The organism is Arthrobacter sp. 9MFCol3.1 (assembly GCF_000620385.1).
Classification (GTDB): domain Bacteria; phylum Actinomycetota; class Actinomycetes; order Actinomycetales; family Micrococcaceae; genus Arthrobacter.
The window spans coordinates 91269-116881 of record NZ_JIBJ01000007.1 but is presented as its reverse complement, the minus strand read 5'-3'; the positions used below and the strand labels follow the sequence as shown (position 1 = coordinate 116881).

Annotated in this window: 22 protein-coding genes; 12 read left to right on the top strand and 10 right to left on the bottom strand. The window is 67.8% G+C overall.

The features are described 5' to 3' along the window. The first annotated feature begins 58 nt into the window (after positions 1-58). The 3 genes from C560_RS0109020 to C560_RS0109005 all read left to right on the top strand — a co-directional run bounded on the left by C560_RS0109020 (position 59) and on the right by C560_RS0109005 (position 2856). The gene (locus tag C560_RS0109020) at positions 59-1249 is read left to right on the top strand and encodes a 4-hydroxybenzoate 3-monooxygenase (RefSeq protein WP_026537962.1); all 1191 of its coding nucleotides are present in this window, start codon (positions 59-61) and stop codon (positions 1247-1249) included. A 117-nt stretch (positions 1250-1366) separates the two neighbouring features. Continuing rightward, entirely contained in the window at positions 1367-1759 is a 393-nt protein-coding gene (locus C560_RS0109015) for a nuclear transport factor 2 family protein (protein WP_026537961.1), read from the top strand. A 44-nt stretch (positions 1760-1803) separates the two neighbouring features. Further along, complete coding sequence (locus C560_RS0109005) at positions 1804-2856, top strand: FAD-dependent monooxygenase (protein ID WP_197026132.1); 1053 nt, start codon at positions 1804-1806, stop codon at positions 2854-2856. On the opposite strand, the gene C560_RS21465 is transcribed toward C560_RS0109005, so the two are convergent. The 5 genes from C560_RS21465 to purB form a co-directional block, all read right to left on the bottom strand. Then, positions 2795-3229, bottom strand: coding sequence for an acyl-CoA thioesterase (locus C560_RS21465; RefSeq protein WP_018775381.1), 435 nt, complete (start codon positions 3227-3229; stop codon positions 2795-2797). The genes C560_RS0109005 and C560_RS21465 overlap by 62 nt on opposite strands. Before the next feature lie 67 nt (positions 3230-3296). After that, positions 3297-3800, bottom strand: coding sequence for a GNAT family N-acetyltransferase (locus C560_RS0108995; RefSeq protein ID WP_043422845.1), 504 nt, complete (start codon positions 3798-3800; stop codon positions 3297-3299). A gap of 155 nt (positions 3801-3955) precedes the next feature. Then, the gene (locus tag C560_RS0108990) at positions 3956-8812 is read right to left on the bottom strand and encodes an NAD-glutamate dehydrogenase (RefSeq protein ID WP_026537958.1); all 4857 of its coding nucleotides are present in this window, start codon (positions 8810-8812) and stop codon (positions 3956-3958) included. A 154-nt stretch (positions 8813-8966) separates the two neighbouring features. Next, on the bottom strand, positions 8967-9638 hold the full coding sequence (locus tag C560_RS0108985) for a histidine phosphatase family protein (RefSeq protein ID WP_026537957.1): 672 nt from the start codon (positions 9636-9638) through the stop codon (positions 8967-8969). Then, entirely contained in the window at positions 9635-11077 is a 1443-nt protein-coding gene (purB, locus tag C560_RS0108980; protein ID WP_026537956.1) for an adenylosuccinate lyase, read from the bottom strand. The genes C560_RS0108985 and purB overlap by 4 nt, the downstream gene beginning before the upstream one ends. 150 nt (positions 11078-11227) lie before the next feature. Here purB and C560_RS0108975 point away from each other — a divergent pair, with 150 nt between their 5' ends. Next, positions 11228-11590, top strand: coding sequence for a hypothetical protein (locus tag C560_RS0108975; RefSeq protein ID WP_231494301.1), 363 nt, complete (start codon positions 11228-11230; stop codon positions 11588-11590). Then, on the top strand, positions 11590-13041 hold the full coding sequence (locus tag C560_RS21460) for a hypothetical protein (RefSeq protein WP_197026127.1): 1452 nt from the start codon (positions 11590-11592) through the stop codon (positions 13039-13041). The genes C560_RS0108975 and C560_RS21460 overlap by 1 nt, the downstream gene beginning before the upstream one ends. On the opposite strand, the gene C560_RS0108965 is transcribed toward C560_RS21460, so the two are convergent. Then, positions 12992-13378, bottom strand: a complete 387-nt coding sequence (locus tag C560_RS0108965; RefSeq protein WP_026537954.1) for a phage holin family protein — start codon at positions 13376-13378, stop codon at positions 12992-12994. The genes C560_RS21460 and C560_RS0108965 overlap by 50 nt on opposite strands. Positions 13379-13506: 128 nt before the next feature. Between C560_RS0108965 and C560_RS0108960 the strand changes: the two genes are divergently transcribed. The 4 genes from C560_RS0108960 (at position 13507) to C560_RS0108945 (ending at position 18596) form a co-directional block, all read left to right on the top strand. Next, on the top strand, positions 13507-14625 hold the full coding sequence (locus C560_RS0108960; RefSeq protein WP_026537953.1) for a histidinol-phosphate transaminase: 1119 nt from the start codon (positions 13507-13509) through the stop codon (positions 14623-14625). 147 nt (positions 14626-14772) lie between these two features. Continuing rightward, positions 14773-16053 carry a pyruvate dehydrogenase (acetyl-transferring) E1 component subunit alpha gene (pdhA, locus tag C560_RS0108955; RefSeq protein WP_026537952.1) on the top strand — a complete coding sequence of 427 codons (1281 nt, stop codon included), beginning with the start codon at positions 14773-14775 and terminating at the stop codon, positions 16051-16053. Then, positions 16053-17033 carry an alpha-ketoacid dehydrogenase subunit beta gene (locus C560_RS0108950; protein ID WP_018775391.1) on the top strand — a complete coding sequence of 327 codons (981 nt, stop codon included), beginning with the start codon at positions 16053-16055 and terminating at the stop codon, positions 17031-17033. The genes pdhA and C560_RS0108950 overlap by 1 nt, the downstream gene beginning before the upstream one ends. Positions 17034-17042: 9 nt before the next feature. Then, on the top strand, positions 17043-18596 hold the full coding sequence (locus C560_RS0108945) for a dihydrolipoamide acetyltransferase family protein (RefSeq protein ID WP_026537951.1): 1554 nt from the start codon (positions 17043-17045) through the stop codon (positions 18594-18596). A gap of 123 nt (positions 18597-18719) precedes the next feature. Here C560_RS0108945 and C560_RS0108940 read toward each other — a convergent pair whose 3' ends face one another. Further along, on the bottom strand, positions 18720-19058 hold the full coding sequence (locus C560_RS0108940; RefSeq protein WP_018775393.1) for a hypothetical protein: 339 nt from the start codon (positions 19056-19058) through the stop codon (positions 18720-18722). A gap of 244 nt (positions 19059-19302) precedes the next feature. Here C560_RS0108940 and C560_RS0108935 point away from each other — a divergent pair, with 244 nt between their 5' ends. Further along, positions 19303-20946: an AMP-binding protein gene (locus C560_RS0108935; RefSeq protein ID WP_026537950.1), complete on the top strand. Its 1644-nt coding sequence runs from the start codon at positions 19303-19305 to the stop codon at positions 20944-20946. A 4-nt stretch (positions 20947-20950) separates the two neighbouring features. On the opposite strand, the gene C560_RS0108930 is transcribed toward C560_RS0108935, so the two are convergent. The 3 genes from C560_RS0108930 to C560_RS0108920 all read right to left on the bottom strand — a co-directional run bounded on the left by C560_RS0108930 (position 20951) and on the right by C560_RS0108920 (position 23500). Then, positions 20951-21379 (bottom strand): universal stress protein, encoded by a 429-nt coding sequence (locus C560_RS0108930; protein WP_026537949.1) that lies wholly within the window; start codon positions 21377-21379, stop codon positions 20951-20953. Between the two features lie 103 nt (positions 21380-21482). After that, complete coding sequence (locus C560_RS0108925; protein WP_026537948.1) at positions 21483-22775, bottom strand: aminotransferase-like domain-containing protein; 1293 nt, start codon at positions 22773-22775, stop codon at positions 21483-21485. A gap of 161 nt (positions 22776-22936) precedes the next feature. After that, positions 22937-23500 carry an NAD(P)H-dependent oxidoreductase gene (locus C560_RS0108920; RefSeq protein ID WP_018775397.1) on the bottom strand — a complete coding sequence of 188 codons (564 nt, stop codon included), beginning with the start codon at positions 23498-23500 and terminating at the stop codon, positions 22937-22939. 126 nt (positions 23501-23626) lie between these two features. Here C560_RS0108920 and C560_RS0108915 point away from each other — a divergent pair, with 126 nt between their 5' ends. Further along, entirely contained in the window at positions 23627-24259 is a 633-nt protein-coding gene (locus C560_RS0108915; RefSeq protein ID WP_026537947.1) for a TetR/AcrR family transcriptional regulator, read from the top strand. Between the two features lie 365 nt (positions 24260-24624). Next, entirely contained in the window at positions 24625-25611 is a 987-nt protein-coding gene (locus tag C560_RS0108910; RefSeq protein ID WP_026537946.1) for an ABC transporter permease, read from the top strand. The last annotated feature ends 2 nt before the right edge of the window (positions 25612-25613 follow it).

The following is a 25613-nucleotide window of genomic DNA, read 5'->3' as shown; positions in this document are numbered from 1 at the left end:
CGAACCCAACCGGCCCCAGGCGCCCGCCCCCGGGGACCCGCAACGAAGCGAGACGCACATGGCACAGCGAAAAGTCATCACCACCCAGGTAGCCATCATCGGGGCCGGTCCGGCCGGGCTCATGCTGTCCCACCTGCTGGCCAGGGCCGGCATCGAGTCCACCGTCCTGGAGATCCGCAGCCACCAGGAGATCTCCGAGACGGTCCGCGCCGGCATCCTGGAGCACGGCTCGGTCAATATGCTGGTCGACGGCGGCGTCTCCGACCGCGTGCTGCGTGACGGTGACCGCCATGACGGCATCGAACTGCGCTTCAACGGCGAAAGCCACCGGATCGACTTCCAGGACCTCGTCGGGGAATCGGTGTGGCTGTACCCGCAGACGGACGTGTTCCTGGACCTCGCCGCACGCCGGAAGGCCGACGGCGGCGATGTCCGGTACGGCGTCACGGACACCACCATCCACGACATCGAAGCCCAGCCCAAGGTCTGGTTTACGGACGCGGACGGCGTCGAGTACGAGCTCCAGGCAGACTTCATCGCCGGCGCGGACGGTTCGCGCAGCCACTGCCGGTTCCAGATTCCCGAGACGCACCGCAAGTGGTACTTCCACGAGTACCCCTTCGCCTGGTTCGGCATCCTGGCCGAGGCACCGCGCAGCTCGGACGAGCTGATCTACGCCAACTCCGGGAACGGCTTCGCCCTGATCAGCCAGCGCACAGAGACGGTCCAGCGGATGTACTTCCAGTGCGACCCCAACGAAGACGTCGACAACTGGGATGACGACCGCATCTGGGACGCCTTCCGCAGCCGCGTCAACGGCAACGGCTTCGAGGTCAAGGAAGGGCCAGTGATCGACAAGACGGTCCTGAAGTTCCGCAGCTTTGTCCACGCCCCCATGCGGCACGGCAACCTGTTCCTCGCCGGGGACGCCGCGCACACGGTGCCGCCCACGGGGGCCAAGGGCCTGAACCTGGCCCTGAACGACGTCAAGGTCCTCTTCGAGGGATTCGACAGCTTCTATTCCACCGGCTCCGCCGCGCTCCTGGATGCCTACAGCGACCGCGCCCTGGACAGAGTGTGGAAGGCCCAGCAGTTCTCCTACTGGATGACCTCCATGCTGCACACCCCGGCCGGCGCCGATGACTTCTCCCGTGCCCGCCAGCTTGGCGAGCTCCAATCCGTGGTGTCCTCCCGCCACGGCAGCGCCTACCTCGCGGAGGCCTACACCGGCTGGCCGGGAGCCCGCTAGAGCACCGGCAGGATCCCCGGGAAGAAGCGCATATTTCCGTCGACAGGCACCGGGGCCAGGACTAGCCTTGAACCGTCCCAGCATGGCCCGACAAGGACGACGGAGAGGTGTCCGATCATGGGAACGGCAGAGAATGTTGAACTGGTTCGGCGGGGGTATGCGGCCTTCAATTCAGGGGATATGGCGACCCTCAGCGACATGTTCGCGGAGGACGCAGTCTGGCACGTTGCCGGAAGTGGCGTGCTGTCCGGAACCAAACAGGGTCGCGACGCGGTCCTGGCGTACTTCGGCGAACTGGGAGCGCGCACCCAGGGTTCCTTCCAAGCCAACCTCGAGGACATCGTCGGCGGCGAAAACTACACGGTAGCGATCCAGCACACCCGCGGTGAAAACAACGGCAAGACCCTGGACATGGCCACCGTCATCACGTTTGTGGTCCGCGACGGAAAGATCACGGAAGGGCGGGAGTTCTTCGAGGACACGGCCAAGGCAGACGATTTCTGGACCTGACCGGACAACCGCATGATCGGCCCCGCCCGCAAGCTGTTTCCATCATCGGCGGCGGCATCGCCGGGCTGGCTCTTGCAGCCCGGCTGGATCCCGCGCGTTTCGAGGTCACCGTCACCGAACAGCGGTACGGACTCCCGACCGTGGGGACATCCTTGGCCATGTGGCCCGCGGCCCAGCGCGCCCTCGGCGATTTGGGCATCCTGGACGCCGTCAGGGAGGCCAGCCCGGCGATCGACGGCATGACCGTCCGGGCGGCCTCCGGGAGGCCATGGACATCAGCGCAGGCGACGGGCCTGATCGGCGTCTCCCGGGTTGACCTCATCCGGCTCCTCGACGCTGCCGTTCCGGGCAGCGTGCGCCGGGTGTCCGGCCGCCTCGACGTCGTCCGGCCCGGTCCCGCCGGCCTCGTGGTGGGCGCCGACGGCGTCCACAGCGCGGTGCGCCGCAGCTGCTGGGGCGCCCGCTCCGGTGCCCGGCCCACCCGCTACCTCGCGGTCCGCGGCGTGGTTCCCGGATCGCTGTGGCGGGGACACACGGGCGAATACTGGGGCCGCGGGCAGCTCTTCGGGATTGGTCCCGCGGCGGCCGGGACCAACTGGTACGCGGCGTTCCGCTCCGGGCCGGGACGCGGAAGCCTCGACGTCGCCGCGGTCCTGGCGGAAACCCGGGTCCGCTATAGCGGTTACGCCCCGGGCATCCGCGGCGTCCTGGCGGCTGCGGTACCGGAAACGACCCTGGCGCAGCGGATCTGGACGGCGCCGCCGCTTGGTAGCTATGTCCGCGCCCGGGTGGCACTGCTCGGCGATGCCGCCCACGCGATGACACCCAACCTTGGCCGGGGCGCCTGCGAGGCGCTGGTCGACGCCGTGACCCTCGCGGCGCTGCTCAATACCCGGCCCGTGGACGAGGCGCTGAGCGCCTACAACCGGGCGCGTCACCTGCGCACGCAGGCTTTGCGGTGGGCGTCGTCGGCCGTGATGCGCCTGGCCCTGGCGGAGCGGGGCCAGCCTGTGCGGGACGCGCTGCTGGGCTTGGCTAGTCCTGGTCCAGGGTCTCGGTCAGGTGGTGCGTCGGAATCCGGTCCCGGTCATAAGTGATTTCGGTGTAGCCGTGCGGCTCGGGCTTCCCGGACGGGCTCAGGTTCACGAAGACGATCTCATCAATGGTGAGGATGCTGCGGCGCGTGATCATGTTCCGGACTTCGGCGCGCATGGTCAGCGATGTCCGGCCGAAGCGGGTCGCGGTCAGGCCCATTTCGATCAGGTCGCCCTGGACCGCGGAGCTGACGAAGTTGATTTCGGAGATGTACTTGGTGACGGCCCGGCCGTTGCCCAGTTGCAGGATGGCGTAGATGGCCGCCTCCTCGTCAATCCACTTCAGCAGGCTCCCGCCGAACAGGGTGCCGTTGGCGTTGAGGTCCTCGGGCCGCACCCATTTGCGGGTGCGGAAGGTGATGTCGGCCGGTTCCATAGTGCGAGGTTAGCCGACTCCGTGAGGGGCGGCGTTGTGTGACGCAGCAGCCCGGCGCCGCACCGCCTTACGCCATGGCGGTGTGCGCGGCGCTGTGCGAATCGATCGGCTTCGCGTAGCAGTACGAGTGCACCATGCCGACATAGGGGCCGAAGTTCGGCACGGACACGAAGCCGGAGTTCTCGTAGAACTGCCGCCCGTCGGTCTGCACCGAGCCGGCCTCCGCCGTCAGGGTGGTAATCCCCAGCGCGTAGGCGTGGGCTTCGAGGGCCGCGAGGATGGAGCTCGCCACGCCCGAGCCGCGGGTGTAGGGCAGCACGTAGAGGCGTTTGATTTCCGCGGTGTGCGCGTCCAGCATGCGAAGGCCGCCGCAGCCGACCGGCTGGCCTGAGGCCTTGTCGTGCGCCACCAGGAACACCGCGGTGTCCGCTTCCGACGGCGGCGGGCCGGGTTCGTGGTCGGGGCGGCCGAAACGGGCCTCGAGTTCCGCCTGCTGGGCGGCCCTCAGGTCCGCGCCGACGGGGTTCGCCCAGGTGACCTGACGGATGTTGAGCCGCGGGTTGGTCTGCATGACTGCCTCGATTCGCCGAAGTGTTATGCAGTCCAAGGCTAGGCACCAGCGGTTTCGGCTGTGTTTCCTGCGGGTAAGCGTCCGAAGAACTGTGAGTTGCGGTGCACTTGCGGCGTCCAGCCCGACGTCCGGGTGGACCTGGCGGTGGCGACAGCCTAGCGCCGCACCAGTGTCCGCAGGAGTTTCAGCGCCACAGAGATCGAGGCGATGTCCACCTGCCCCGGTTTGGTCACTTCCGCGAAGGTGTCCTTGAGCCGGCCCAGCTGCTCCTGGTGACCGCGTTCCCACTCCACGATGCGCTCCACGGCGTCGGATGTGCCGGCCTCTGCGGCACCAGGGCCGTGGGTGGTCTCCATCACCGAGACGGTCATGTCCGCTACAGCGGAATACACATCATCGCGCAGGGCGGCCCGAGCGAGGGCCTCCCAGCGGCTCTGCCGGGGCAGGTCGGTGATGCTGAGCAGCAGGTTCGCGGCGCCGATTCGCTGGAACACCGCGTAGTACACCTCGGCGATGGCGGCGATCGGTTCGCGTACTCCTTCGGAGATCAGGGAGATGTCCAGCAGCCCGAAACTCTCCAACAGGTCCGAGGCCCGCCGGCCCAGCTCAGGGGGCATCCCCACGGCGTCCCAGTGCGCGAGCCGCTCTTGCACACGGTCCAGGTCGGAGCCGCGGAGGTAGTCCACGGTCCGGGTCCGCAGCAGGTCCAGGGTGGGCATGATCCTGCCCAAGGCGGCGTCCACGGGCTGGTCGCGGTGGTCGTGCGTCACGTACCACCGCGTGGCCCGGTCCAGGACCCTGCGCATGTGCAGGGTCGCTTCGGCGATGACTTCGTTGGGATATCCGGCGGGGAGTGCGGCCAGCCGGTTGACGATCCACGGCAGGTCGTAGGCTTCCCGCGCCACCACAAAGGCCCTGGCTATACCTGCGGCCGTCGCAGTGGTTTCCTCGATGGCGCGGAAGGCGAACGTGATTCCGCCGAGGTTGATCATGTCGTTGGCCACCACTGTGCACACGATCTGGCGGCGCAGAGGGTGGCCCTCAAGCTCTGCTTCGAAGCGTTCGGACAGCCGGCGCGGGAAGTACCCGCGCAGGACGCGCCGGAACCACGGGTCGTCGGCAAGGTCGCTGGCATTGAGCTCCGCGGCCAGTTCGATCTTGGCGTAAGCGGCCAGCACCGCAAGTTCGGGCGCGGTCAGGCCCTCACCGGACCGCAGCCGTTCCCGGAGCAGTTCGTTGCTGGGCAGACCCTCCAGCCTGCGGTCAAGGTCGGTGGCGTTCTCGAGCCAGTCCATGGTCCGTTCGAAACCCGGGCTCCACGCCAGCACCAGGTGCCGGTCGTTGTAGAGCAGGACATTCTGGTCCGTGTTATTGGCCAGGACCAGGCTGGCCACTTCGTCCGTGAGGGAATGCAGGAAGCCCGCGCGTTCCGCCGGCTTCATCTTTCCCGCGGCGATCATCCGGTCCACGAAGATCTTGATGTTTACCTCATGATCCGAGCAGTCAACTCCGGCTGAGTTGTCGATCGCATCGGTATTGAGCAGGACGCCGGAGAGGGCGGCCTCAATCCGCCCGAGCTGCGTGATTCCCAGGTTCCCGCCCTCGGCGATGATCTTCGTTCGGACCTCACTGCCGTTGACCCTGATGGGGTCGTTCGCCTTGTCGCCAACCTCGGCGTTGCCTTCCAACGAGGCCTTGACGTAGGTTCCAATGCCGCCGTTGTACAGCAGGTCCACGGGCGCCCGGAGGATGGCCTGAAGCAGCGCGTGGGGTGGCAGCGACACGGTGCCCGGGTCCAGGCCGAGGGAACTCCTGACCTGTTCCGTGATGCTGATCGCCTTGGCCCCGCGGGAGTGGACACCACCACCCTTGCTGATCAGCGCTGGATTGTAGTCTGCCCAGGAGGAGCGGGGGAGGGCAAAGAGCCGCTGCCGTTCCTCGAACGAGGCCGCCGCATCCGGCGCCGGGTCAAGGAAGATGTGCCGGTGATCGAAAGCTGCCACCAGGCGGATGTGGCGGGAAAGAAGCATCCCGTTCCCAAAGACGTCGCCGCTCATGTCGCCGATGCCGGCAACAGTGAAGTCCTCTTCCTGGCAGTTCACCCCGAGTTCGCGGAAATGGTGCTTCACGGATTCCCAAGCCCCGCGGGCCGTGATGCCCATCTGCTTATGGTCAAAGCCCACCGTCCCGCCGGACGCGAAAGCATCGCCCAGCCAGAAGCCGTATTCCTCGGCCACCGCGTTCGCAGCATCGGAAAATGACGCTGTTCCCTTGTCCGCGGCCACCACGAGGTAATAGTCGTCGACGTCGTGCCGCACCACCCGCGCCGGAGGCACCACTGTTTCCCCGTGCGCGGTGGCGACCAGGTTGTCGGTGACGTCCAGCAGCCCGCGGACGAAGATCCGGTAGCACTGAAGGCCCTCCGTCAGCCAAGCGTCGCGGTCCATGGAGGGGTCCGGCAATTGTTTGGGATAAAAACCGCCCTTGGCGCCGGTGGGCACAATCACCGAGTTCTTCACGTTCTGCGCCTTGACCAGGCCCAGGACTTCGGTGCGGAAATCCTCGCTTCGGTCGGACCAGCGCAACCCGCCCCGGGCCAGTGCCCCGAAACGCAGGTGGACGCCTTCGACGCGGGGCGAGTACACCCAGATTTCGTATTTGGGACGCGGAAGCGGCGCACTGGCAATAGCGGCGGGGTTCAGCTTGAAGCTCAGGTGGAGCCGCCCCTGGAAGTAGTTGGTGCGGAGCGTGGATTCCACCAGGTTCATGAAGGTGCGCAGCAGCCGGTCGGCGTCGAGGACGGGAATGTCGTCGACCGCGGCCAGCAGTTCCTTCCGGGCCGCGTCGGTGTCCCCGGACCGGCCCGGCGCCGGCAGGTCGGGATCAAACTTGGCCCGGAACAGCGCCAAGAGCGCATGGGTGGCCCGGGCATTGGCCAGCAGGGTGTCGGCCATGAAGCCGTAGGAGGTCGTCGTGCCCAGTTGCTGCAGGTACTTGGCATAGCTGCGCAGGATTGCCGCCTGGCGCCACTCGATGCCCTCCCGGAGGACAAGGCCGTCAAAGCGGTCCGATTCCGAGTCCCCGCGCATGGCGGCGGCGAAGGCATCCCGCAGCAGCCCGCTGGTCCGGGCCGGATCCACGCCCGCTGGGTACCGGACGCCGAGGTCATAGAGGAACAACGGCCGGTCGCTCCCGCGCACAACATCGAAGGGCCGTTGGTTCAGCACCTCCAGGCCGAGGTTGTGGAAGAACGGCAGGATCCGCGTCAGGCTATGGGCGGTGGTCAGGTAGAGCCGGATCCGAGCGTCTTCGGCCAGCGTCGGGGCCGCAGCCGTGGGGACATGAACGGCCAGCTGAGGATCGTTCAGCGGTCGGCCGCCAGTTCCGTCGAGATCGAACTTCTCAAACCGTCTGATGTCTTCAACCGCGTCCTCGACGTCGAAATCAGCCCGGTAGCTGGCCGGGAAGGCGGCGGACCACAGCGTCGAAAGCCGGCTGGCCTCCGCGGACGGCAACCTGGCACGGAGCGCTTCGTCCAGGCCCGCGGCCCAGGTCCGCGTGGCGCTGATAATGCTCCGTTCCACCGCAGCGGAATCGACGTCGGGCATCCCGCCGGTCGGCAGTTGTATCCGGAAGAACACGCGGGCCATCGGGGATTCACTCAGCCGGACTTCGAATTCGAGCGAGGAGGACCTGAAAGCCTGTTTGAGCTCGTTTTCGATCCGGAGGCGCACGGCCGTGCTGTACCTGTGCCGGGGGAGGAACACCAGGGCTGTCATGAAGCGGCCATAGCTGTCAGAGCGCAGGAACACCCGTGTCTGGTGGTGCGCTTGCAGGAGCAGGATCTCCCGGGCGAGCCCGAAAAGTTCATCCAGGTCCCGATGGAACAGCTCGTCCAAGGGGAAGGACTCGAGGACGGTGAGAAGCTGTTTGCCCTGGTGGGAGGCCTCGGTGAAGCCGAAGCGTTCCCGGATGGCGCGCACCTTGTCCCGGATCATCGGGATGCGCCGCACGGACCGGCCCGTGGCGCCCGGGGCGAAGAGGCCCACAAACCGCACTTCTCCCGTGCCTTTCCCTGCGCTGCCGAAGGTCCGGACGAGGATTTCATCCAGGTAGGCCGGGCGGGGGACCGACGATCTCAGATCAGAAATGGAGATGGTGAGAACCTGTGAATGGGGTAGGCCCGTAACGGGCTGGCGGGCCTCCGGCCGACCGTCCCTGAGCAAACCCAGCCCCGTGCCCGGCCGCAACGCCACGACATCGGTGCCCTCCGACGTCGAGTATTCAAATTCGCTGTAACCCAAAAACGTGAAGTTGCCGCGGTCCAGCCAGTCCAGGAGCTCGCCGAGCTGCTCCGGGGTCGGAACCGTGCCTGCGGGCAGCAGGTCCAGGGAATTGATGGCGCGGGCGAGGCTGGCGTGGATGGCGGGGGTGTCGTCCGCAACCAATTGGACGTCCGCCAGGACACGACGCACGTTGCCGGTGAGCTCCGCGACGGCCCGTGACCCCGGCAGGCGGCCAATCTCCGCCGCCACCCAGGTTTCGGACGTCCACCCCGGCGGCTCCTGGGCGGCGCCGGCCGCCACAGCGCCCGGGATGCCGGCGATTCGGCCCGCCTGTGCGGGCTGCGAGGACCCATGCCGTATTTCCATCAGCCGGCCAGTCCGCGGATCCCGCCGCACCAGGAAATTGGGATGCACCAGCAACCTGATGGACTCGTTTTCGCGGGCCAGCTCGGCGGTGAGCGAATGGATCAGATGCGGCAGGGTGTCTGCAACCACCAGCAGGACGCTGGCGTCGCTTTCGTTCAGGATGGCGACGGCCGCGGTGCCCGACCGGCGGCTGTCGGCCAGTTCCGCATGGCGCCTGGCCCGCGTCTCAAGGTTTTCGGGACTGTAGCCTTGGAGGTCCTCGGGCGCAGCGTGCTCGTAATAGGCTGCGAGGAACTGTTCATCGAAGACGTGGACTGCGCCGGCGGGCGCATGCCCCGGGTGTTCCGATTTGCGTGACATGCCCCTGCGCCTCCACTGCGCGGGAACATGCGCGGGATCAACCGCATGCCGCGGCCGACCATCCTGTCCCCACGCCTGCTTTCATCATCGCCGCGTCCGGGGGAGCAGTCCAGTCCCGGCATGCAGCGTACGCCCCCGACGGGTGCCCTGGCCGCTACGCCGGACGGCCGGTGGGATCCTCCGCCGTCGAATCCGCCAGGGCCAGTCCGCCCACGGGGCTGCCGTCCCAGTGGATGAGTTTCCAACCGTTCGCGGGATCGCCTTCCAGCGCCACGATTCCGGTGTTGTCCAGCACATGCCGGATGGCAAAGTCCGGTTCGATGTTTTCTGCCCGCAGGCCGGCCCACACCCGGATGGCGGCGCCGTGGCTGACCACGGCCACGGATCCTGAATCCCCGGCCCCGTTGGTGCGGGCCGCTATTGTGGCGATCGCGGCGTCGTAGCGTTCAAAGAAGTCCCGGCCGCTGGGACCGGCAGGCATCCGGCGCTCGAGCTCGCCGTCCGCCCACGAAAAAATGGTGCCGATGTACCGCTTGTGCGATTCGTGGTCCGTCTGCTTTTCCAGGGACCCGGCTTCGATCTCGTGAAGGCCCTCAAGCACCTCGGTTTCCAGCCCGTGCACCCGGGCGAGCGGTGCCGCTGTGATCTGCGTCCGAACCAGGGTGGAAGCGTACAGGGCAAGGATCCGCTCGTTCGCCAGGGCGCGGGACAACACCTCAGCCTGACGCTGGCCGAGTTCGGTCAGCCCGGGCCCCGGGTGCGCCGTGTCCAGCTGGCCCAGGACATTGCCGGGCGTCTGGCCGTGCCGGATGAGCAGAAGTCTCATTTGAGGTGGTCCACCAGCTGGTCCGCGATGCCCGTGTACCTGCCCGGGGTCAGCGCCAGCAGGCGGGCTTCGGCGTCGGCGGAGAGGCCGAGGCTCTGGACGAATTCCTGCATCCGGGCGGCATCCACGCGCTGGCCGCGGGTCAGGTCCTTGAGCCGCTCGTACGGGTTTTCCATGCCGTCGACGCCGGCGATGGCCTCGGCGCGCATGACCATCTGGATGGCTTCGCCGAGGACTTCCCAGTTCGTGTCCAGGTCCGCGGCCAGCACGTCCTCGGCAACCTTGAGCCGGTCCAGGCCCTTGGCAACGTTCGAGATGGCGAGCAGCGAGTGGCCGAACGCCACACCGATGTTGCGCTGCGAGGAGGAGTCGGTGAGATCGCGCTGCCAGCGGGAGGTGACCAGGGTGGAGCCGAGCACGTCGAGCAGGCCGGAGGAGATCTCGAGGTTGGCCTCGGCGTTCTCGAAACGGATCGGGTTCACTTTGTGCGGCATGGTCGAGGAACCCGTGGCGCCTGCCACCGGGATCTGCACGAAGTAGCCGATCGAGATGTAGCTCCAGATGTCGGTGCAGACATTGTGCAGGATGCGGTTGAAACGCGCGACGTCGGCATAGAGTTCGGCCTGCCAGTCGTGGCTTTCGATCTGGGTGGTCAGCGGGTTCCAGGACAGGCCGAGGCCTTCGACGAAGCTCTTGGCGACGTGCTCCCAGTCGGCGCCCGGGACGGAGGCGACGTGGGCGGCGTAGGTGCCGGTGGCGCCGTTGATCTTGCCGAGGTATTCGGTGCGGGCGATCCGGTCCAGCTGCCGGCCCAGCCGGTGCGCGATGACGGCCAGTTCCTTGCCCAGCGTGGTGGGCGTGGCGGGCTGGCCGTGCGTGCGGGAGAGCATCGGCACGGCGCGGTTGTCCCCGGCCATGGCGCTGATCTGGGCGACGAGGGCGCGGGCCGCGGGCAGCCACACGTCCTCTACGGCCCCCTTGATGCCAAGGGCGTAGGAGAGGTTGTTGATGTCTTCGGAGGTGCAGCCGAAGTGCACCATGGCGGTCAGGTGATCGATTCCGATGCCGGGCAGGCGGCGGCCGATGTAGTACTCGACAGCCTTGACGTCGTGGACCGTCACGGCCTCGATCTCGGCCAGTTCGGTGACGGAGGCGGCGTCGAACTCCGTGACGATCGCGCGCAGTTGCTGCTGTTGTTCCGCCGTGAGCGGGCCGGCCCCGGGCAGGACGCTGTTGCCGGTCAGGTGGATCAGCCACTCGACCTCAACAGCCACGCGGTCGCGGTTCAGGGCCGCCTCGGAAAGGTAGTCGACCAGCGGCGCGACGGCGGACTGGTAGCGGCCGTCCAGCGGGCCGAGCGCGATCTGGTGGTCGGACGCGGCGAGGGCCAGGCGTCCGGACGGCGTGCGGGTATCAGCTGTGGCGGCAGTTTCAGGCATGTGCCGATTCTTTCACGAAGTGCCGCCGGGCCTTAAGCGCCCCCGTCCTTATGACATTGCCGGCTGGCAGTGCATGGCGGTCCGGGACGTTGTCCACATAGCCCGACGGCGCCCTTCAGCGGGCACCGGCCGCCCCGCTAGCGTCGTTTCATGACCAGAGGAATGACTGGTGGCTTCCCGCCGGGACCGGCGGGAAGCCTGGCAGTGCAGGACGTGGCGGTTCTTGGCGTGACGGCCGCCGACGCCCTCGAGTGCGCTTCGCGCAGTTACGAAATCCAGCAGTTCGCGGCGCGCGTGGCCCGGTGCGCCGATGAGGCTGATGCGGTGCTCGCCGCCCTCGCCCGCCTTGAGCTGCAGACCTGGCAGTCACCGGCCGGCCGCGCCTACCGTGTGGCCTTGTCCCTGCACGCGGCGGCGCTGCGCCGGAGCCGGGATGCCCTGCTCGATGCTGTTGCCGTGGTGCTCCGGCACGCCCGGAATGTGGCGCAGCCCGCGGACCGGACGGGACCCTGATGGCAGAGGCCACTCCGGCTGGCTCCGGCGGCAGCCCCGGGGTTTCCGCGCCGCCGCGCGACGGCAGCCTGCTCATCCGGGGCGGAATCGGCGGGGTGAGCTTCCAGTTTGAGGAGCTGCTGGCGGGTGCCGCGGCACTGGACGGGCTGGTCCGACAGCTGCAAATGGTTGAAGTGGAGGCCGACACCGTCCGGCGCGCGCTCTTTCCCTATCAGTCCGAGTCCTACACCAGCGGCAGCAGCGCCATCATCGCCGTGGGGGAGGCCGGCCGGGAGGTCGGACGCGTCCGGGCGCAACTTCAGCGGATCGGCGACGACGTCCGCGCCAGTCACCGTGAATACGACTATGCCGAAGCCCGGAATGCCCTGCTGCTGCGGATGGGACTTCACGGCTCCGAGTACGGCGCAGCACCGGAGCCCTTCGCCCTGCCCGGGGTGCGCGGGATCGTTGAAGACTGGGTCGCCATGGCGCCCCGGAATCTCGCCGTGCTGCTTGGCCTGCCCGGGCCCCTGGCCGCCGCAGCCGGCGCCCTGGCCGGCCCCACTGACATCCGCCGCCTGGTCCGGGACGCCTCGGAAGCGCCGGGGCTCGTGTTCCTCAAACCCCGTCCGGTCAGCATCGTGGGCCGGGAGACGTTTACGGCCGACGTCGACCTCTCACCGGCCGGGCTGTTGCGGCGGGCCGGGGGAGTGGGAGAGCACGGCGGCCGGATCGAGGTTATCGAGGTCGACGGCGGATCCCGGCCCGCGTGGGTGGTGGTCATTCCCGGAACCCAGCAGGGTGCCCTGCCGGAAGGCACCAACCCCTTTGACCCCGCCGGCATCGCCGAGGCCCTGGGCTATGACTCGGCGTCGACGGCGGAGGCCATCCGGGAGGCGTTGCGGCAGGCCGGGGCCGGGGCCGGTGATCAGCTCGTGGCCGTCGGTTACAGCCAGGGCGGGATCCACGCGATGAATCTCAGCAAGGACCGCGCTGTCCTGGCCGAGTACGACCTCAAATTCGTGCTGACCGCGGGCTCGCCGGTGGGCGGCATCAGCCCGGGACCGGGGATCCGCAGCCTGCACCTGGAACATGAGCAGGACTGGGTGCCGGGGGCAGACGGACAGGCGAACCCGGACACCAGGGACCGGGTGACCGTGACCCTCACCAACCCGCTGGCTGTGCCGCCGCTCCAGGACGTCGGCCTGGGTCCGGGGCACCGGCTGGAGAATTACGCCGACGGGGCCGCGCTCGTCTCGGCGAGCCGGGACAACACGTTGCAGGACTCCACCGCGGCGCTGGCCGCGGTCGTGGGGACCGGCGGGGCGGCGACGGTGACCCGGTTCTCGCTCCGGCGCGAGGCCCGGCCGGAACCGCGGGCAACGCCGGCAACCACTTCGGGCCCGCGAGGCGCGGGCGCTTCTAACGATCGAGGGCGGGAAGGAAGCTCGCCACGAGGGACACCGCGCTGATGATGATGGCGGCGAACACGGCGGTCCAGAAGAACGAGTCAATGGTGAAGTGCACAGTGGTGTAGCTGCTGATCCAGGACGTCAGATAGAGCATCGCGGCGTTGATGACCACGGTGAACAGGCCCAGGGTGAGGATGGTGATCGGCAGCGACAGGAGGCTGACGATGGGCTTGACGAAGGCATTGACCAGGCCGAAGATCAAGCCGATGAACAGGTAGCCCAAGACGGTGTTGATGGTGCCGTTGCCCTGGGTGGAAATGTCCAGGCCCGTGAGGATCCAGCAGGCGATTGCCAGGGCCAACCCGTTGATGATGACTCGTACGATGAATGAGCGCATGGCCCCATGCTGTCATACGCCCGGCGGCGACGGCAGGGACCATATTCCCCATGTCGGCAGCGGCCGTCCCATGGGAGCAGCGATCATCTCCCGCAACAGCGGCAGTGACCCGAAGTAGGCTAGTTGGCATGACTTCATCAGAAAACCCGGCCGGGGGCATCAGGCCCCGTCCGGTGGTAGACCTCCTCCCCCGCTACGCGGCCGGAAAACCCCCCGTCCCCGTGGAAGGCCTGGCCAGCTACAAGCTGTCCTCCAACGAAAACCCGTTGCCCCCGATCCCTGCAGTGCAGCAGGCCATCGCGGCGCAGGCCGACTTCAACCGCTACCCCGATCCGCTCAGCAGCAGGCTGCGTGAATCGCTCGCCCGCTTCCTGGATGTTCCCGCCGAGGACATCGTCACGGGCGCCGGCAGCCTGGGCGCCCTGAACCAGCTGCTGACCACCTTCGCCGGCCAGAACGACGACGGCAAGGCCGACGAAGTCATCTACGCCTGGCGCTCGTTTGAGGCCTACCCGATCTGCGTGGGACTGGCCGGTGCCGAGAGCGTCCGGATCCCGCTGACGGCCGACGGGCGCCATGACCTGGACGCCATGGCCGCCGCGGTGACTGCGCGGACGCGGATGATCCTGCTGTGCACGCCCAACAACCCGACCGGACCCATCTTGACGGCCGAGGAAACGGAGCGCTTCATCAACGCCGTTCCGGCCGACGTCGTGGTGGTCATCGACGAGGCCTACCAGGAATTCGTGCGCGCCGGCGACGCCGTGGACGGCATCGCCATGTACCGCAAGTATCCCAACGTCGTCGTCCTGCGGACCTTCTCAAAGGCGCACGGCCTCGCCGGACTCCGCGTGGGCTACAGCGTCTCCCGGCCCGAACTGACGCAGCACCTGCGCGTCGCTGCCACACCCTTCGCAGTGTCCCAGATCGCGGAAACGGCTGCCGTTACATCGCTAGAGCACTTCGCCGACGTTGTAGAAAGGGTACAAAGCCTGGTGGACGAACGGGACCGGGTCACGGCCGGACTGCGTGAACTCGGATGGTTCGTTCCGGAGGCCCAGGGCAACTTTGTCTGGCTCAATCTGGGCGAAAACAGCGCGGAATTCGCCGCCCTCGCGGCGGAACGGGCACTGTCCGTGCGTGCCTTCGGCAACGAGGGCGTCCGGGTCAGCATCGGGGAAACGGAAGCCAACACCCGTTTCCTGGAGCTCTGTGCAATCTATACAAAACCGCCGCAGCGTTCCTAGCGCTTAACACTGCGCGCTCAGGCCGCCCCGTGCGGATAAAGTAAGGACCAGTAAGCCAAAATATATGCCGGACCTGGAATGTATTCCCGGTCCGGCATATATCCCAGCGATTGCGGCGCATTCGGATGCGGCAAGCAAGGAGACGGTATGGGCGCCACACATCTGCCCTCTACCGAGTTCGACGGAACCGAAATGGATGACCAGCTCGAAGCGGAGGCCGAGGCCCAACTCGGCGACCCCGCCGAGCCGATGGTGCAGTTGCTGGGCCCGGACGGCACCCTGGGCTCGGACCCAGTCTTCTCAAAGTACGCCGAGAAGCTGGATCCGGACACGCTGCGCGGTTTCTACGCGGACATGGCCAAGATCCGCCGCTTTGACGTGGAAGCCACCGCCCTGCAGCGGCAGGGCCAACTGGCCCTGTGGGTCCCGCTCACGGGGCAGGAAGCCGCCCAGATCGGCTCCGGACGGGCCAGCCAGCCGCAGGACTACATCTTCCCGACCTACCGCGAGCACGGCGTGGCCTTGACGCGGAATGTGGACCTGGCCGAGCTGCTGCGCCAGTTCCGGGGCGTCTCCAACGGCGGCTGGAACCCGAAGGACACGAACTTCCACCTCTACACGCTGGTCCTCGCCGCCCAGACCCCGCACGCCGTCGGTTACGCCATGGGCATCCAGCGGGACCAGAAACTGGCGGCCGCCAACGCCGTCGCCAGCGGGGAGGCGGGACAGGCGGTGGAGCCGAACGCCGCCGTCATGGTGTACTTCGGCGACGGCGCCAGCTCCGAAGGGGACGTCCACGAATCCATGGTGTTCGCCGCCTCCTACCAGGCGCCCGTGGTCTTCTTCTGCCAGAACAACCACTGGGCCATCTCCGTGCCGAGCTCCGTGCAGACCCGCATCCCGCTGGCCAACCGCGCCAAAGGCTACGGCTTCCCCGGCATCAGGGTGGACGGCAATGACGTGATCGCGGTCCACGCGGTCACGGAATGGGCGCTGGAGCGTGCCCGCGACGGCCATGGTCCCGTGCTGATCGAGGCGTTCACCTACCGGGTCGGGGCGCACACCACGGCCGATGACCCCACCAAGTACCGCGGATCCGCCGAAGAGCGCCTGTGGCGTGCCAAAGATCCGCTGGCACGGCTGGAGAAGTATCTCCGGGCCGAGGGCCTCGCGGATGACAGCTTCTTCGAGCAGGTCAGGGCCGACGGCGACGAGCTCGCCGCCTACGTCCGCAAGACCACCCATGACCTGGAAACCCCGGACATCCGGACCGCCTTCGCCAACACCTACGTGGAGGCCCACCCGCTGGTGGCCGAGGAACTGGCCTGGTTCGAGGAATACAGCGCGGGGTTCGCCGATGAGGCGTCCGCCGAAGAGGCAGCCGCCGAAGAGGCAGATACAGTCCAGACAGACAGGGCGGCCCGCTGATGACCACCATGACCATTGCGAAAGCCATCAATGAGGGCCTGCGGGCCACGCTGAGCAACAACCCCCGCTCGCTGCTGATGGGCGAGGACATCGGGGCCCTTGGCGGCGTCTATCGGGTCACCGACGGGCTGATCGCCGAATTTGGCGCCGACCGCGTGGTGGATACCCCGCTGGCCGAATCCGGCATTATCGGCACCGCGATCGGCCTCTCCCTGCGCGGCTACCAGCCGGTCTGCGAGATCCAGTTCGACGGCTTCGTGTTCCCCGGGTTCAACCAGATCACCACCCAGCTGGCCAAGATGCACTCGCGCAGCAACGGCAACCTGACCGTTCCCGTCGTCATCCGGATCCCGTACGGCGGCGGCATCGGCTCCATTGAGCACCACTCCGAATCGCCGGAGGCGCTGTTCGCCCACACGGCCGGGCTGCGCATCATCACGCCGTCCAATCCGCACGATGCCTACTGGATGATCCAGCAGGCCGTCGACTGCCAGGATCCGGTAATCGTCTTCGAACCCAAGCGCCGCTACTGGCTCAAGGGCGAGGTCGACACCGAGACCCCCGGCGCGTCAGCGGACCCCTTCAAGGCGCACGTGCTCCGCGAGGGCACCGACGCGACCGTCGTCGTCTACGGCCCGCTCGTGCCCGTGGCCCTCGCCGCGGCCGAGGCCGCCGCCGAGGACGGCCACAGCGTCGAGGTAATCGACCTCCGATCCATCTCGCCGATCGACTTCGACACCGTCACGGCCTCGGTCCGGAAGACGGGCCGGCTGATCGTGGCCCACGAGGCCCCCACATTCGGCGGCATCGGCGGCGAAATCGCCGCACGGATCAGCGAACGGGCGTTCCATTCACTGGAGGCCCCCGTCATCCGCGTCGGAGGCTTCCACATGCCCTACCCCGTGGCCAAGGTCGAAGAAGACTACCTGCCGGACATCGACCGCATCCTTGAGGCGCTCGACCGCGCCCTGGCGTACTGACGAGGACCCATGACGCTCAACAAGTTCAACCTGCCCGACGTCGGCGAAGGGCTGACGGAGGCCGAAATCGTCGCCTGGAAGGTCAAGGCCGGCGATACCGTGGCCATCAACGACGTCCTGTGCGAGATCGAGACGGCCAAGTCCCTGGTGGAGCTGCCCTCACCGTTCGCGGGAACCGTCACCGAACTGCTGGTGCCCGAGGGAGTCACGGTGGATGTCGGCACGCCGATCATCAGCGTGAGCGACGCCGTCGCCGCCCCGGAGCCGGCCGCCCCGGCACCTGCCCCTGCGCCTGCCGCAGCGCCTGTCGCCCAGGAGCGGGCTGCCGCCGCGCCCATGTACGGCACGCTGCCGGCTGACACGTCCGACGCCGGCGAAGCAGCCGGGCGCCCGGCCGGCGGGCCGCTGGTGGGCTCCGGTCCCAAGGCCGACGCGGTCAAGCGCCGGCGGCGGATTTCCGCCCCTTCGGCCGTCGGCCACGAGGCCCCGGCCTCCACTGCGGCTACCGGCGCTGCCGCCCCGGTGGCCGAGCGGGTGGGTGTAGAGGCCCACGACATATGGATCAACCCGGACGCGGCCAGCCGCCCTGCCGACGCGGCCACAGCCCCCGACGACTCGGTTGACGCACGCCCCACCCTGGGCGGTGCCATCAGCGGCCTGGTCGGCAAGGTGCTGGCCAAGCCGCCGGTCCGCAAGATCGCCCGCGACCTCGGGATCAACCTGGCCGACGTCGTGCCCACCGGCGCCCGCGGTGAAGTGACCCGTGAGGACCTGGTGAGCTACCAGGCCCAGCGTGACGCCGAGGTGGACAAGGCGGACTCGTTCTGGGGCAAGTCCGGCCGCCCGCAGGACCAGCGGATCGAGCGGATCCCGGTCAAGGGGGTCCGCAAGGCCACCGCAAAGGCCATGGTCGAATCCGCGTTCGCCGCGCCGCACGTCAGCATCTTTGTCGACGTCGACGCCAGCCGCACCATGGAATTCGTCAAGCGCCTCAAAGCCTCCCGCGACTTCGAAGGCATCAAGGTCTCCCCGCTGCTGATCCTGGCCAAGGCGGTTATTTGGGCCGCGGCACGAAACCCGAGTGTCAACGCGACGTGGGTGGACAACCCGGACGGCAGCGATTCCGCGGAGATCCACGTCAAGCACTTCATGAACCTGGGCATCGCGGCCGCGACGCCCCGCGGGCTGATGGTGCCGAACATCAAGAACGCCCAGGACCTCTCGCTCAAGCAGCTGGCCCTGGCCCTGAACGAGCTCGCCACCACGGCGCGGGCCGGCAAGACCCAGCCTGCCCAGATGCGGGGCGGCACGCTCACCGTGACCAATATCGGCGCCCTCGGGATCGATACCGGCACGCCGATCATCAACCCGGGCGAGGTCGCGATCGTGGCGTTCGGCACCATCAAGCAAAAGCCCTGGGTCCTGGACGGCGAAGTCATTCCGCGCTGGATCACCACCCTCGGCGGCTCTTTCGACCACCGCGTGGTGGACGGCGACCTTTCGGCCCGCTTCATGGCCGACGTCGCCGCCATCCTGGAAGAGCCGGCTCTGCTGCTGGACTGACCGGCGAAACTGGCCACGAAACGACAGAATCCCGCCGCTGAACCATTTCAGCGGCGGGGTTTGTCAGTGTTGGGGTTCCCAGTCGTGGGGTTTCCCAGAGGGGGCCGCCTGGCCCCGGGGCACTCAGTTTCCCGAGTATGCGGTCAGGATCTGGACCAGCGCGGGATCGCCGCTCATGCGGGCGAGGGCGGCCGAGGCGGCAAACATCAGGCCTGCGAGCCCCGCGCTGCACGCGCTGATTCCCGTCAGGAACTTCCAGTCCTCACGGAGCACGCTGCGCATGGTGTCGGGCATGCGCAGGCCCGGGGCAATCAGGTTGGGTGCGCTGTCCGTTGATCCGTCGTCCAGGAACGCGACAACGCGCCCGGCACCGCGGTCCACGCGCATGGCGCTGATGTGGTTGCCGTGCCGGGCCAGCAGGATGTCGTGGCCAACCAGCTGTCGGCGCTGAAGAGTGATCATGGGGCTCCCTTGGTAGGTGGGTTCTCGAAACGTCCGCACCATCGCAGGGCACCTCCCATTTTACTGAGCCGGTCCGTGCCGGGCGGCCCGCTGGGCGGTGAGGCTGCCCACGGCTGGGGGTGATCCTCGTCAAGTCCAGTCGCAGTCAAGTCCAGTCGCAGTCCTGTCCCGCGGATACGCCCCGGCACTAGAGTGGCACCAGCCGCCGACAGCCCAGGCGGAAGCGGATCAAAGGAGATGCTGCGTGTTTTCAAGCCCGTACCCCGACGTCGATGTTCCCAACCTCGGCATTTACGACTACCTTTTCGGCGCGCTGGCAGAGGAGGACCTGGACCGGGTCGCCGTCGTCGATGGCGCCAGCGGTGCGCAGACCACCTACCGGGCGCTGCGCGGGCAGATCGACGCCCTCGCCGGCGCCGTTGCCGCCCAAGGCCTGGGTGTGCACGGCGTGGCAGCCATCCTGTGCCCCAACGTCCCCGCCTTTGCGACCGTCTTCCACGGCCTGCTCCGGGCCGGCGCCACGGTTACCACCATCAATGCCCTGTACACGGCGGACGAGATCGCCGCCCAGCTCACTGACGCCGGCGCTGACTGGCTCTTCACCGTATCGGCGCTGCTGCCGGCCGCCCGGGAGGCCGCCGAAAGGACCGGGATCCCTGCCTCACGGCTCGTGGTGCTCGACGGCGCCGACGGCCACCCCTCGCTGGCCGACTTGCTCGCCGTGGGCGCTCCGGCTCCCCGCGTCTCGTTCGATCCCGCCACGCATGTGGCGGTGCTGCCCTACTCCTCCGGCACCACCGGCCGGCCGAAGGGGGTCATGCTCAGCCACCGGAACCTGGTCGCCAATGTGGAACAGGCCAGGGGCCTGCTCGACGTCGGCCCCGACGACCGGATCCTGGCGCTGCTGCCGTTTTTCCACATCTACGGACTGACCGTGCTGCTGAACCTCGCGCTGCGCCAGCGGGCCAGGCTTGTCACCATGCCCCGGTTCGATCTGCCTGAGTTCCTGCGGATCATCCAGGACCACCGGTGCAGCTACCTGTTCATCGCCCCTCCCGTGGCCGTGGCGCTGACCAAGCACCCGCTCGTTGCCGAGTACGACCTCAGCTCGGTGCACACCACCTTGTCCGGCGCGGCGCCGCTGGACGGCGAACTCGGCACGCGCCTGGCCGAACGTCTCGGCTGCCGGGTCCTGCAGGGCTACGGCATGACCGAGATGAGCCCGGTTTCGCACCTCATTCCGCGTGCAGGCCGCAATGGACTCAGCGTCCCCGTCAGTTCCGTGGGGTACACGGTGCCGAACATGCAGTGCCGCCTCGTGGACCCGGCCACGGGGGAGGAGATCCCGGTTCCCGCGGAAGGAACCAGCGCGCCGGGACACCTGTTGTGCCGCGGACCGAACGTGATGCTCGGCTACCTCAACCGGCCGCAGGAAACCGCGGACACCCTGGACGCGGACGGCTTCCTGCACACCGGGGACATCGCCACGGTGCGGGCAGACGGGGTGGTGACGGTCGTGGACCGGCTCAAGGAACTGATCAAGTACAACGGCTACCAGATCGCCCCGGCGGAACTGGAGGCGGTGCTCCTCACCCACCCCGGCATCGCCGACTCCGCGGTGGTCGGCTCCCTCGATGCCGACGGCCAGGAAGTGCCCAAGGCGTTCGTGGTCCGCCAGCCGGGCGCAGACGGCGATGCCTTGGACGTGGCGGGCGTCGTGGACTTCGTGGCAGCCCGAGTGGCGCCGTTCAAGAAAATCCGACGGGTGGAGTTCATCGAGGCCGTGCCGAAGTCCGCCTCAGGAAAAATCCTGCGCAGGATGCTTGGGTCCGCAGGATCAGACACAGGCCAGGCCGCTGTGCAGGCGGCGGCACCGGAGAAGCGGTAGCGCCTCAGCCGACGTCGGTCTTGGCGATGTAGACGTCGCAGGGGGCGTTGTGGGCCACGCTGTTCGCAACGCTCCCCAAGACCCGGCCGATCCCGCTCATGCGCCGGTTGCCGACGACGATCATCCGGGCGCCGGTCCGTTCTGCTTCGCGGATCAGGGCCTCGGCGGGCTTGCCCCGGGCGGCGGCATGAGTGACGTTGGTGTCCGGGCGGCGCAGGCCGTCCGCCACCGTCCGCGCGACCTTCTCTGCATTGCCGGCGTCGGAAACGATCCACTCGTCACTGCCGCTGCCGAAGACCTGGGTCTTGTCGCTGTCAAAGGCGCTGACCACATGAAGTGTCGCCCCCATGGAAACCGCGAGGTCGCGGGCGGTGTGCGCCGCCCGCAGGGCAGTTTCACTGCCGTCGACGCCGACGACGATAATTCCGGTCATGGACTGCTCCTCTTTCAACGAGTAATGCTGTTCAATGTGCCTGGCCGACAAACAAGGCCCGAGCCGCTGTCGAGGCCCGGCAGCGGTCCTGCCGGTGCTCACGCTACAGGGCGGCCAGCGCTTCCCGCAGGACCGGCGCGAGACGCCGCACGCCCTCGCGGATCGATTCGGGCGGCACGGCACTGAACGCCAGCCGGATCTTGTTCGACGGGTCGTCCGTGTTCGTAAAGGCCGCGCCCGGAATGAAGACGACGCCGGCGTCGATGGCCTTCTTCAGCAGCGGGTAGGTGTCCACGCCGTCGGGCAGCGTGACCCAGACGAAGAACCCGCCCTCGGGGTGCGTCCAGCTCAGTCCCTCCGGCATGTATTCGGCCAGGGCGGCAAGCATTGCCTCGCAGCGTTCCTGGTACAGCCCGCGGTACGTCTCGATCTGGCCGCGCCAGTCGTAGTCGCGCAGATAGGCCGACACCAGCATCTGGTTCAGCGTCGGCGGGCACAGGGTGACGGCCTCCGATGCCAGGTAATACCGGCGCTGCAGGTGGGCCGGGACCAGGGCCCAGCCGATCCGCAGGCCCGGGGCGAAGATCTTGGAAAAGGACCCCATGTAGATGACGTCATCCGGGTTGGCTGCCCGCAAGGGGGTGAGCGGCTTGCCGTCGAAGCGGAGCAGTCCGTAGGGGTTGTCCTCCAGCACCAGAATATTCGCACGACGGCATATATCCACCACGGTCTGGCGGCGTTCCGCGGACAGGGTGATGCCGGACGGGTTGTTGAAGCTGGGGATGGTGTAGAGGAACTTGACGTTCTTGCCCGCGGTCTGGAGGGCGGCGATCTTTGCCTCCAGCAGATCAGGGATGATTCCGTCGCCGTCCATCGGCACGGTTTCGACCTCCACCTGGTAGGCCTCGAAGGTGTTGAGGGCCCCGACATAGGTGGGGTCCTCCACGAGGACCACGTCGCCCGGGTTGCAGAACACCTTGGTGGCTACATCCTGCGCGGACTGCGAGCCGGCCGTGATGACGACGTTCGCGGGGTCGGCGTCGAGGATGCCCTCTGCCGCCATGACCTCGCAGATCTGGATGCGGAGTTCTTCGGTGCCCTGGCCGCCGCCGTACTGCAGGGCGGTCATCCCCTGCTCGGCGATGATCTTCGCGGCGGTCTGGCCCAGGCGTTCCAGCGGCAGGGACTGCAGGTAGGGGCTGCCGCCGGCGAGGGAAACCAGGCCGGGGCGCATCGAGATGTCGAAGACGTCCCGGACTGCCGACTGCTTGATATTTGCTGCGCGCTCCGAGAACAGAATCTCGTGGCGGTGGGCGGACGTAGCCGCACGTTCGATTGCGTCAATGGCCTCGGCCGGAAGTACTGCTGCGGCGGCATCAAGTGTTTCGTGGGTCACAAACCCAAGGATACTACCCGTGTTGTCTCGGGGGAAACGATTGTTTCCAGATGGCCCCGGCCTGAAATCTGCCGGGTGCGCTTCGGACGGCCCGGGGCCCCGGCGGCCGTGTGCTGTCGGGGCCCCGGGAGGGGTCTGGAGCGGAGCGCGGGTGCGGTGGTTTAGGCCGCTTCCGCAGCGGGAGCCTCGGCCAGTGCGTCGAACACACCCTTGATCTGCTCGACGACTTCGGCGTCGTCCTTGGGGTGGACCTCGGCGAAGCGGACCATCGAGCCCGGGACTGCCAGCTTGACGTTTTCGAGGACCTGGGCGCCGGCGATGCCGACGGCCTTGCGGGCCTCGTCCTGGGCCCAAACGCCGCCGAACTGGCCGAAGGCGGTTCCGACAACCGCGGTGGGCTTGCCGGACAGGGCGCCTGCGCCGAAGGGGCGGGACAGCCAGTCGATGGCGTTCTTCAGCGAGGCCGGGACGGTGCCGTTGTGCTCCGGCGTGACCAGCAGGATGGTGTCGGCCTCGTTGGCGGCGGCGCGCAGGGCGGCCGCGGCCGCGGGCACCTGGCCCTCGACGTCGATGTCTTCGTTGTAGAAGGGGATGTTGCCCAGGCTCTCGTGAATGACCACGTCCACCTGTTCCGGCGCGTTGAGCGCGATGGCCTCGGCGAGCTGCAGGTTGGTGGAGCCGGCGCGAAGGCTGCCGACGAGCGTGAGGATGGTCTTCTTGGACATGTGTACTCCTGTGCATCACGCCGCAGGGTGATTCCGGCGGCTGGTGGATCGTGAGGCTTTGGGGGCCTTCACCCATGCTAAACGGACTGCGGTCCGGTTATATTCCGGGGCGCTAGAATCAGCGGTGTGAGCCTCATCCCGATCCGTCCCGGTGCCCAGTCCGGGGGAGGGCGCCCCGCCGCGCCCGCCGCAGAATCAGCGCGCCGCGACGCGATGCGCAACAGGGAGCTCCTGCTCTGCGCCGCCCGGGAAATCGTGGAGGAATCGAGCGTCGACGCCCTCACCATGGACCGGCTGGCGCAGCGCGCCGGAGTCGGAAAAGGGACAGTCTTCCGGCGGTTCGGCAGCCGTGCCGGCCTGATGATGGCGCTCCTCAGCGACGCGGAGGCCGAATTCCAGGGCCGCTTCATGTTCGGCCCGCCCCCGGTGGGGCCCGGGGCTCCGCCCCTGGAGCGGCTGATCGCCGCAGGCGCCGCCCGCATTGACTGGATCCTGGAATTCGGGGAGCTGGCGCGGGCCGCCGACGCCTCGGTCTACAACAGGTTCGATGTCCCGCCGGCCGTCCTCTGGCACCGCCATCTTGAGATGCTGCTGCGCGACGCCGGCGTGACGGCGGACCCGTGGCTCATGGCGTCGGCCCTGGGGGCGTCGCTGGAGCCGGAACTGCTGCTCCATTCCGTCGGCGTGCACTCAATTGCGCCGGAACGCCTCGCGGACACCTGGCGGGAACTTGTCACGCGCGTGGTGTGCGGATCCTAGCCCTGCCACCGATTCCGCCGGTTCCGTGGGCCAAATCCATTCCGCGGAGTTATTCATAACGATCTGTGGCGAAGCCGCCGTGTCGCGGCCCGTGGAAGCCCGGCGGAGCCCGGCTGATGTGATAGCTTCCTCTGGAATGTGACCCGCAACATAGCCCACAAGGGCTCAGCCGCAAGGCATGCGGGCGGCCGGAAACCAACTGGCCATACTCCCGAACCGGCCGCGGAACCCGCTGCCGGATGGGGACGACGGAAGGATCGAAGTTGTGAATAATCTTGTCCTTGTGACAGGCAGGCCCGCCCGTGCGGCCGCAGCCTTGACGCCCCGATCCGCTCAGGCAACGGCGATCCAGAACTAGCCGCTCCATGCTTCGATATCTCGCAAAACGTGCGCTCACGTATGTCTTCATGATCTTCCTGACCACCAGTGCCGGTTATCTCCTGGCTGTGAGCACGCTGCAGCCGGCGCTGCTTGAGCAGGAGCGGATTCCGCGGCCCACGCCCGAGCAGGTGGTCAATTCCTTCCGGCTCAAGGGGCTCGATCCCACGCTCAGCCCGTGGGAGCGCTACGTCGACTGGCTCACCGGCATACTCACCCGCTGGGACTGGGGCCGGAGCCCCAACGGCGCCTTCATCAACGCCGAGTTCGGCGACCGGGTCTGGATCTCAACCCGGCTCTTCCTGGCCTCAATCATCCTGACCCTCGTGATCGGCGTCGCCCTCGGCGTCTTCACGGCGGCCCGCCAGTACAAGGCCTCGGACCGGGCCATCACCTCGTACAGCTACCTCATGTACATCGTCCCCGCGCCGATCGCGTACTTCCTGGTGCAGCTGGGCGCCATTAACATCAACGAGTCGGTGGGGGAGCGCGTCTTCTTTGTCACCGGCATCTCCACCCCGGGCCTCGACGGCGACGGCTGGGCCCAGTTCGTCGACATGCTCGCCCACTACGCCGTGCCCACGTTCGCCATCACGATTGTGGGCTGGGGTGCCTACCAGATCGCCCAGCGCCAGTATCTGCTGGACAACGTCAACGCCGACTTCGTCAGGACGGCACGGGCCAAGGGCCTGACCCGCAACCAGGCCATCAGCCGGCACGCCCTGCGGGTGTCCTTCATCCCCGTGGCGCAGAGCATTGCGTTCACCATCCCGGCCATCTTCGCCGGCGGCTTCTTCGCCGAGAAAATCTTCGCCTGGCACGGGGTCGGGTCCTGGTCCATCGACTCGATCGCCCTGCAGGACGTCAACGCGGCCACCGCGACGCTCGCCTACGGCTCCGTCATTTTTGCGGTCGGAGCGATCCTCGCCGACTTCGCCACCACACTCGTCGACCCGAGAGTGCGGGTGCAGTAATC